The sequence below is a fragment of the Lentilitoribacter sp. EG35 genome (assembly GCF_040784015.1).
GTDB lineage: Bacteria > Pseudomonadota > Alphaproteobacteria > Rhizobiales > Rhizobiaceae > Lentilitoribacter.
In genome coordinates this window covers 1-7,026 of sequence record NZ_JBFNGQ010000022.1, presented here as the reverse complement: position 1 = coordinate 7,026, position 7,026 = coordinate 1, and the positions used below count along the sequence as shown (strand labels likewise).

Sequence of the window (7,026 nt, the reverse complement as noted above, 5' to 3'; positions counted from 1 at the left end):
CTGACGAAGCGGTCTGACCTTAGGATTAGTTATTGGGTTAGTGGAAACTGTGCGTTCTGTAATATTGGTATGCATGACAATACTCCTGTCTGATATGAGGTTAAACACCTCAATCATCAGGAAAATCTCAAACCTTGTGGCCACAATCAGAAAACATGGTTATCGCACAACATTTAAATAACCAAAAATATACCGCACTCAGCAAATATATCGCGGAGTGATTTAGTCCTGTGGCCCAAGGCGGAAGTCGGCTGCTTAACTCGCAGTCTTACTCACACGGCTGAAACAATGAAATTCTGAATAAGCCTGAGATCATATTTATCTTTTGGAATGACGATATGAGTTTCATATTCTTTATCCATTTCATCGATCTGAATGGAGACAAGGGATTTATCGTTACTTGCACTTCCATCTAAAAAGATACCAATTCCGACACCATGCATAATGGCCTCTTTCATGACCGGAAAAGTGGTTGTTTTGATGGTTCTTCGAATTGATATATTGTGTTTCTTAAGCGCCGCAGTAACTTCCCGCTCGGTCAGTGATCCCTTTTCCGGTAGTAAAAGAGCTTCATCCCATAACTCGTTCAGGGAAATTCGTTTTCGTTTAGATAGCGGATGTTTCGGTAGCACATATAAAACATATTTAACTGTAGCAACTTTTCGGGACACCCATTCATTTGAGGACGGTGGCTCGGTTATAAAAGCAATATCGGCCTTTCTCTGGCGTAATAATGATGTTGCAGTTGTCCAATCATAAAGTGTGAAATCGATATTCACATCTGGATAGATTTCAGTGAACCGAGATATGTGTTGCAGCGCCGGAAGTGGTGCATTGGCAATGACAGAGATATGCCCATCTTCCAATTGAGAGAACCTTGAGATTTTTTCATCAATCAGCCTGTCCAGTGTCACAAAACGGTCTGCCAACTCGTAAAATTCTACGCCTGTTGATGTCAGTGAAAAGCCGTCGCGATCTCGGACCAACAATTTTGAACCAAGTGCATGTTCAAGTTTGCCCACATGTTGACTGATGGCTGACTGGGACACATTTAATTTTTCTGCGGCGGCAGAAAAGCTCCCCTCCCGTGCAACATGTGCAAAAGCTGCAATCCTATATGGGTTTGTGCGCATAAGTCTGACTCCAATTTTTCCAAACTCTAACGCCTATAAGTGTCACTAATATTACGTCACATGATTGTCTCTTAGACTTAATAGGTTTCGGTCAGCCAACGTTGGGAGCTAAGATGTCTAATATCAGCCTGAACAATATTTATAAGAAATTTGGTGCGACCGAAGTCTTAAAGGGCGTTGATCTGGACATACGGGACAAAGAGTTCGTCACATTGGTTGGCCCGTCTGGTTGCGGCAAGTCTACCCTGCTGAGGATTTTAGCTGGACTTGAGCAGCCTGATAAGGGAAGTGTGCTTATTGATGGGAAAAATGTCACATCTGTCCGGCCTGCAGATCGAAACCTATCCATGGTGTTTCAGTCCTACGCGCTTTATCCCCATCTTACTATCAGCCAAAACATGATGACACCGCTCAAGCTTCGCGATTTAAAGGCGAGGGAAAGACTACCCGTGTTTGGTCCACTATTGTCACGCGCCAAGTATCGACCACTGATTGATCAAGTAAAGAAGACTGCAGAGATTCTGAAGATCACAGAACTTCTTAATAGAAAACCCGGCCAACTTTCTGGAGGGCAACGTCAAAGAGCTGCCCTTGGCCGAGCGATGGTTAGAAACCCTCTTGCGTTTTTAATGGATGAGCCGCTGTCAAATTTAGATGCCGCCTTACGTGTTCATATGCGTGCTGAACTTTCACAATTGCATCAAAGGCTCGGCTCCACATTTGTGTATGTGACCCATGATCAGGCAGAAGCTCTGACCATGTCAAGCCGAATGGCTGTTATGATGAATGGCAAGATTCTGCAATATGGTCCACCAGATGAGATATATCGCAATCCAAATACAATTGAGGTCGCCAAATTCATCGGATCACCTGCAATTAATATCATCTCTGGTGCAATTGATGAAAATGCTCATGTTAAAATATTGGATAAGACACTTGATCTTTTAGCACCATCTCAAAGCCCAAGCATCCAAGTTGGAATTCGGCCAGAACACCTGTCTTTTTGCAATGAGCATGTGAGTGCTTTTAAAGGCTTTGTTTCTCATATCGAAAACCTTGGAGCAGACCTTTTCTATCATTTGAAAATTCAGGAAGAAGAGCAACCCGTCATCATCCGCACCTCGGCGAACGAAGGTTTAAAGCACCGGCTGAAAGACCTCGTCCACTTTGAACTCAATCTCGATAAAATGATGATATTTGACCATCATGGCCTTCGCCTTCAAACTCACGTAAATGAACCGAGCGAGATGGCTTCATGAGGGGATCTCGCGCCCATTTATGGTTTATAAGTCCAGCACTTTTTTTAATGGCCGTCATTCTTTTGATACCCATTCTCATTGCACTTGGCATAAGCTTTACGAACTTCTCGCTAGGCAATAGCGGCGCCGAATTTGTTGGGTTTAAAAACTATGAACAAATTTTCACGCGTACCACTTATGAGAAAATGTTTGGTGCGACTTTTCGCTATGTGTTCATAGTTGTTCCGATGACGGTGGGTCTGGGGCTTGGTGCGGCACTTCTCATCAATTCACTCACCCGCTTTGGTGATGTTTATAAGACAATTTACTTTCTACCGGTTATGTCCGCACTCATTGCCATGGCGATTGTTTGGGAATTCGCATTTCACCCAACGATTGGTATCATCAATTCTACATTGGAGCGTGGCTGCGGTACATTTTTAGAAAACTGGAGTTGGTATGCAAAAGGGTGTGAGAAGACCTTCCCACTTTGGCTCAATGATCGTGATTACGCGATTTGGACTGTTTCGTTTATCGGTATTTGGCAAGGCTTTGGCTTCAACATGGTTCTGTATCTTGCTGGACTAACCGGCATACCCAAAGAGCTTTATGCGGCTGCCGAAATGGATGGCGCAAAATCCAGTTGGGAACGCTTTTTCTTAATTACTTGGCCAATGCTGGGACCAACAACAGTGTTTGTTGTCACCATCAGCTTTATCAGAAGCTTTCAGGTTTTTGACATGGTTGAAGCTTTTTACCCACAAGGCGGCGGACCATCAAAATCTGTTTATGTGATGATGTTTGCCATCTATGAAAAAGGTATCCAGCAAAACCTCATGGGTGTAGGAGCCGCCATCACTGTCGTCTTCTTGCTTTTTGTCATGCTGCTGACAATCTTTCAACGTTGGCTTGTTGAGCGGAGAACCCATTATGTCTAACACCTCATTACTTAACACTCGTTTTTCAACATCATGTACGATCAAACATGCCGTACTCATACTCGGTGCATTGATTGTCCTTCTGCCATTTTACGTCATGGTATCATATTCGCTTAAATCACCGGCGGAGATCATGCAAAACGTAGGCGGTTTTTTTGGGTCGCAAGCACCTTTTCGAGATGACTATTGCATCAAGTTAGGTAATACAGTGGCTGACTGCATGGTCACGCCGTGGATCTACAACTACACGACTGCATTCGAAAAAGCGCCTTTATTGCGTTATCTTTTAAACGGCATTGTTGTGACAGCGTCTATATTTTTCATTCAGGTGGTTGTCGCTCTGCCCTGCGCCTATGCTCTCGCAAAACTGCGTTTTTGGGGGCGTGATGCCGTGTTTGCATTAGTTCTGTTTTGCTTGCTAATTCCAGTTCATGCGATCGCGCTTCCGCTTTACATCATGCTTGCTAAACTGGGGCTTACCAACACCTATGCAGCCCTCGTTGTACCATGGACAATCTCTGTTTTTGGCATCTTCCTGATGAGGCAGTTTTTTATGACCGTGCCTGATGACTTGATCGATGCGGCGCGCATGGACGGAATGAGCGAATATTCAATCATCTGGAATGTCATGTTACCGACTGCAATTCCGGCATTAATGGCCTTCGCGATCTTTAGTATCGTGGCCCACTGGAACGATTATTTTTGGCCGCGCATTGTAATTACCGGAAATCGGGATCTTTTCACACCGCCATTGGGACTTCGCGAATTTAAAGGGGATGCAGATGGTGATAATTTCGGACCAATGATGGCAACAGCGGTCATAATTGTAACACCACTTTTAGCCGCTTTTGCGCTGGCGCAAAGGCGCTTCATTGAAGGAATAACACTCTCTGGAATGAAGTAGATCAAAACTATGAGGGCGTGCTGATTATGAGCACGCCCATCACCGAAATCCCGAAAGGGATCAAATAGGGACCGGACAAGCGCAAACAAGAACGGGCCCAACCAACGAGACTAAGGCAACTGGAGATAATCTAATGAAAAAACTATTTTCTGCAATGGCTCTTTCGCTTTTTGCAACCACTGCAATGGCTGATGAGAAGGTAACAATTGAATTTGCTTACCCTTATTCGCACCTCTTTGATGTGACTTATGAGAAGATTATGCCTGCTTTCAAGGCAGCACACCCAAATATTGAAGTAAAATTCCGCGCAACATACGAATCCTATGAAGATGCATCAAATGTTATTCTTCGTGAAGCTGTTGCAAACGAATTGCCTGACGTGACGATGCAGGGCCTAAACCGTCAGGCAATTTTGGTCGACAAAGGTATCGCAAAATCTCTTGAACCATTTATCGCAAAAGAAGCTGATTTTGCGAAAGACGGTTATCACAAAGCGATGCTTGATCTGGGAACATTCAACGACGAAGTATATGGTCTTCCATTCTCAATTTCTCTTCCGGTTGGTTACTACAACATGGAAGTGATGGCGAAAGCTGGTATCACCGAAGTTGACCAATTACCAAAGACTTGGGACGAAGTGATTGACACATGTGGCAAGCTTACAGAAGCTGGCGTTAAAAACCCTATGTTTTGGGGCTGGAACATCACAGGTAACTGGTTCTTGCAAGCTCTTATGTGGAGCCAAGACAAGCCAACAGTTATGGGAGCAGACTTCCAATTGGACGAAGCTGAAGGCCTGACAGCACTTAACACAATGAAATCGATCTTCCGCGGTTGTGATATGCAAAATATTGAGTGGAAGTCTGCCCTTGCATCTTTCTCTGCTGGTGAAATTGGCATGATGTACTGGTCAACATCTGCTGTTGGCGCGGTTGAGCGTTCAATGGGTGATTTCACACTTGTAACAAATGAATATCCAGGAATCGTCGCTGGTGGTCCACTTGGTCTTCCTGCTGGTGGTAACTCAGCAATGTTGACATCTACATCTGATGATCCAAAGGTATTGGATGCTGCTTGGGAATGGCTCAAATTCATCACATCTGGTGAAGGGGCCGCCGAAGTTGCGCGTACAACTGGCTACATGCCGCCAAACCAAGCTGCTAACGAAATCATTTTGAAAGATTTCTATAGCCAAAATCCTGCCAAAGCGACAGCGGTTCGTCAGCTTCCTTTGCTACGTGATTGGCAAGCATATCCCGGTGACAACGGACTTGCTGTAACCCAAGTTATCTATGATGCGATCGAAGGTATTGTAACGGGTGAATACGACGACATGGAAGAGTTGCAAACTGAACTTTCTGAAGAAGTTCAGGATCTTTTACCTGCAGGTTCTTAAACTCGCCCAGCTCAAGAGCGCCTCATTAAATTGGGGCGTTCATTTTAAATTACACCCCACGGATATATGATGAAATTTCTCCAACTGACAGACATCCATTTGACAGCTCCCGGCCAGACTATTGGTGGGCGGGATCCAAACAAAAATTTTGCACAAGCTATAGAACACGCTATGAAACACCATTCGGATGCAGAGGCCATGTTTATAACGGGTGATCTATCTGACTGGGGCGAGACGGATGATTATAAACGTTTAGCTGAACAGTTGGATAAGCTTCCGCTGCCGGTTCATCTGTGTATTGGCAACCATGATGACCGCCCTACATTTTTAAAGCAATTCCCTGATCTTGAAGGTGATGGTGGATTTGTACATTCAGTTGTTCCCCTATCAATAGGTCACGCAATCTTGTTAGATACCTGGGGTCCAGAAAGCCATGCAGGCTTCTTTTGTGAAGATCGCGCAAAATGGTTATCTTATCAATTGACAGAACTTGATGGTCCAATTTGGATTTTTATGCACCACAATCCGGTGCCATCGCATGTCAAGCCCATGGATGAGATCATGCTTTTGGATTCCAGCAGATTTGGTGAGATAATAAGGCCTTTTAAGGATAAGATATCGCATATCCTTCATGGTCATTGCCATCTGCCCTTATCTGGCACATTTCATGGAATTCCATTTTTTGCACCGCGTGGAACAAACCATGCCGGCTGGCCAAATTTTGCAGCTGAACGCCTCCTATCTGCGGCAGACTTAACAGAATCCTACGCTGTCATCTTTGCTGATAAAAACAGCACAATGATCCACATGGTCGAATATGGTTACAAAGGCAATGTACGCAATGAAGGAAGCCCTGAATATGCAGATTGGGATAAAATAACGATGATCAGGTAATTGTTGTGGGTTCTGGGAATGCACATCTAGTCAAAAATCATCTGAGGTGAAGCATTTCCGCTCCACCTCTGTGTTCAGACTTCAATCTTTTCTGCTATTTCCAGTGCATCATCAACTTCAACACCAGGGTATCGGACGGGGTAATGTCGCAAAGTTTGTTGCAGGTTAAGTTAGCCCTATCTGTAGACGCAATTATTCAGCGAATGCAGCAAATTGTTGGAATGCTAATTGGTTGGTTCTGCCGAACTGATGTTTCCGGATCTATGTGCTATCTCAATTCCCTGCAGCGTTGCTGAAGCTGAATAGAACGATTTGAAACTCATCATGGGGCGTGTCAGTTTTTTGATAAAACGGTGATCCTGCTCCATAATGTTGTTCAGATATTTCACTTGCATTATCTTGATCAACTTACTTCTGTTCGTGAATTTCAACATTACATTGGTCCATAGCAATCCCGCCAAATTGGCACCACTTTTGTCGATGACTACTTTGTCCGGCACATCGTTATTATCAATGGCTTGTT

General features: G+C 44.2%; 6 protein-coding genes and 1 pseudogene. 5 read left to right on the top strand and 2 right to left on the bottom strand.

Annotation, left to right across the window (positions count from 1 at the left end):
• Positions 1-272: 272 nt before the first annotated feature.
• Positions 273-1,133, bottom strand: a complete 861-nt coding sequence (locus AB2J24_RS19640; protein ID WP_367386781.1) for a LysR family transcriptional regulator — start codon at positions 1,131-1,133, stop codon at positions 273-275.
• Positions 1,134-1,246: 113 nt separating this feature from the next.
• On the opposite strand from AB2J24_RS19640, the gene AB2J24_RS19635 reads away from it, so the two are divergent.
• The 5 genes from AB2J24_RS19635 to AB2J24_RS19615 all read left to right on the top strand — a co-directional run bounded on the left by AB2J24_RS19635 (position 1,247) and on the right by AB2J24_RS19615 (position 6,503).
• Positions 1,247-2,392 carry an ABC transporter ATP-binding protein gene (locus AB2J24_RS19635; RefSeq protein ID WP_367386780.1) on the top strand — a complete coding sequence of 382 codons (1,146 nt, stop codon included), beginning with the start codon at positions 1,247-1,249 and terminating at the stop codon, positions 2,390-2,392.
• Positions 2,389-3,309: a carbohydrate ABC transporter permease gene (locus AB2J24_RS19630; protein ID WP_367386779.1), complete on the top strand. Its 921-nt coding sequence runs from the start codon at positions 2,389-2,391 to the stop codon at positions 3,307-3,309. Before AB2J24_RS19635 ends, AB2J24_RS19630 begins: the two co-directional genes overlap by 4 nt.
• Positions 3,302-4,213 carry a carbohydrate ABC transporter permease gene (locus tag AB2J24_RS19625; RefSeq protein ID WP_367386778.1) on the top strand — a complete coding sequence of 304 codons (912 nt, stop codon included), beginning with the start codon at positions 3,302-3,304 and terminating at the stop codon, positions 4,211-4,213. The genes AB2J24_RS19630 and AB2J24_RS19625 overlap by 8 nt, the downstream gene beginning before the upstream one ends.
• Positions 4,214-4,346: 133 nt before the next feature.
• Positions 4,347-5,609 carry an extracellular solute-binding protein gene (locus AB2J24_RS19620; protein WP_367386777.1) on the top strand — a complete coding sequence of 421 codons (1,263 nt, stop codon included), beginning with the start codon at positions 4,347-4,349 and terminating at the stop codon, positions 5,607-5,609.
• A 69-nt stretch (positions 5,610-5,678) separates the two neighbouring features.
• The gene (locus AB2J24_RS19615) at positions 5,679-6,503 is read left to right on the top strand and encodes a phosphodiesterase (RefSeq protein ID WP_367386776.1); all 825 of its coding nucleotides are present in this window, start codon (positions 5,679-5,681) and stop codon (positions 6,501-6,503) included.
• A gap of 192 nt (positions 6,504-6,695) precedes the next feature.
• Here AB2J24_RS19615 and AB2J24_RS19610 read toward each other — a convergent pair.
• Positions 6,696-7,026: pseudogene (locus tag AB2J24_RS19610) on the bottom strand (DDE-type integrase/transposase/recombinase); the annotation flags it as partial.

Coding starts and splice junctions, on each gene's coding strand:
- AB2J24_RS19640 (WP_367386781.1), bottom strand. CDS start 1,133: ATGCGCACAAACCCATATAGGATTGCAGCTTTTGCACATGTTGCACGG.
- AB2J24_RS19625 (WP_367386778.1), top strand. CDS start 3,302: ATGTCTAACACCTCATTACTTAACACTCGTTTTTCAACATCATGTACG.
- AB2J24_RS19635 (WP_367386780.1), top strand. CDS start 1,247: ATGTCTAATATCAGCCTGAACAATATTTATAAGAAATTTGGTGCGACC.
- AB2J24_RS19620 (WP_367386777.1), top strand. CDS start 4,347: ATGAAAAAACTATTTTCTGCAATGGCTCTTTCGCTTTTTGCAACCACT.
- AB2J24_RS19615 (WP_367386776.1), top strand. CDS start 5,679: ATGAAATTTCTCCAACTGACAGACATCCATTTGACAGCTCCCGGCCAG.
- AB2J24_RS19630 (WP_367386779.1), top strand. CDS start 2,389: ATGAGGGGATCTCGCGCCCATTTATGGTTTATAAGTCCAGCACTTTTT.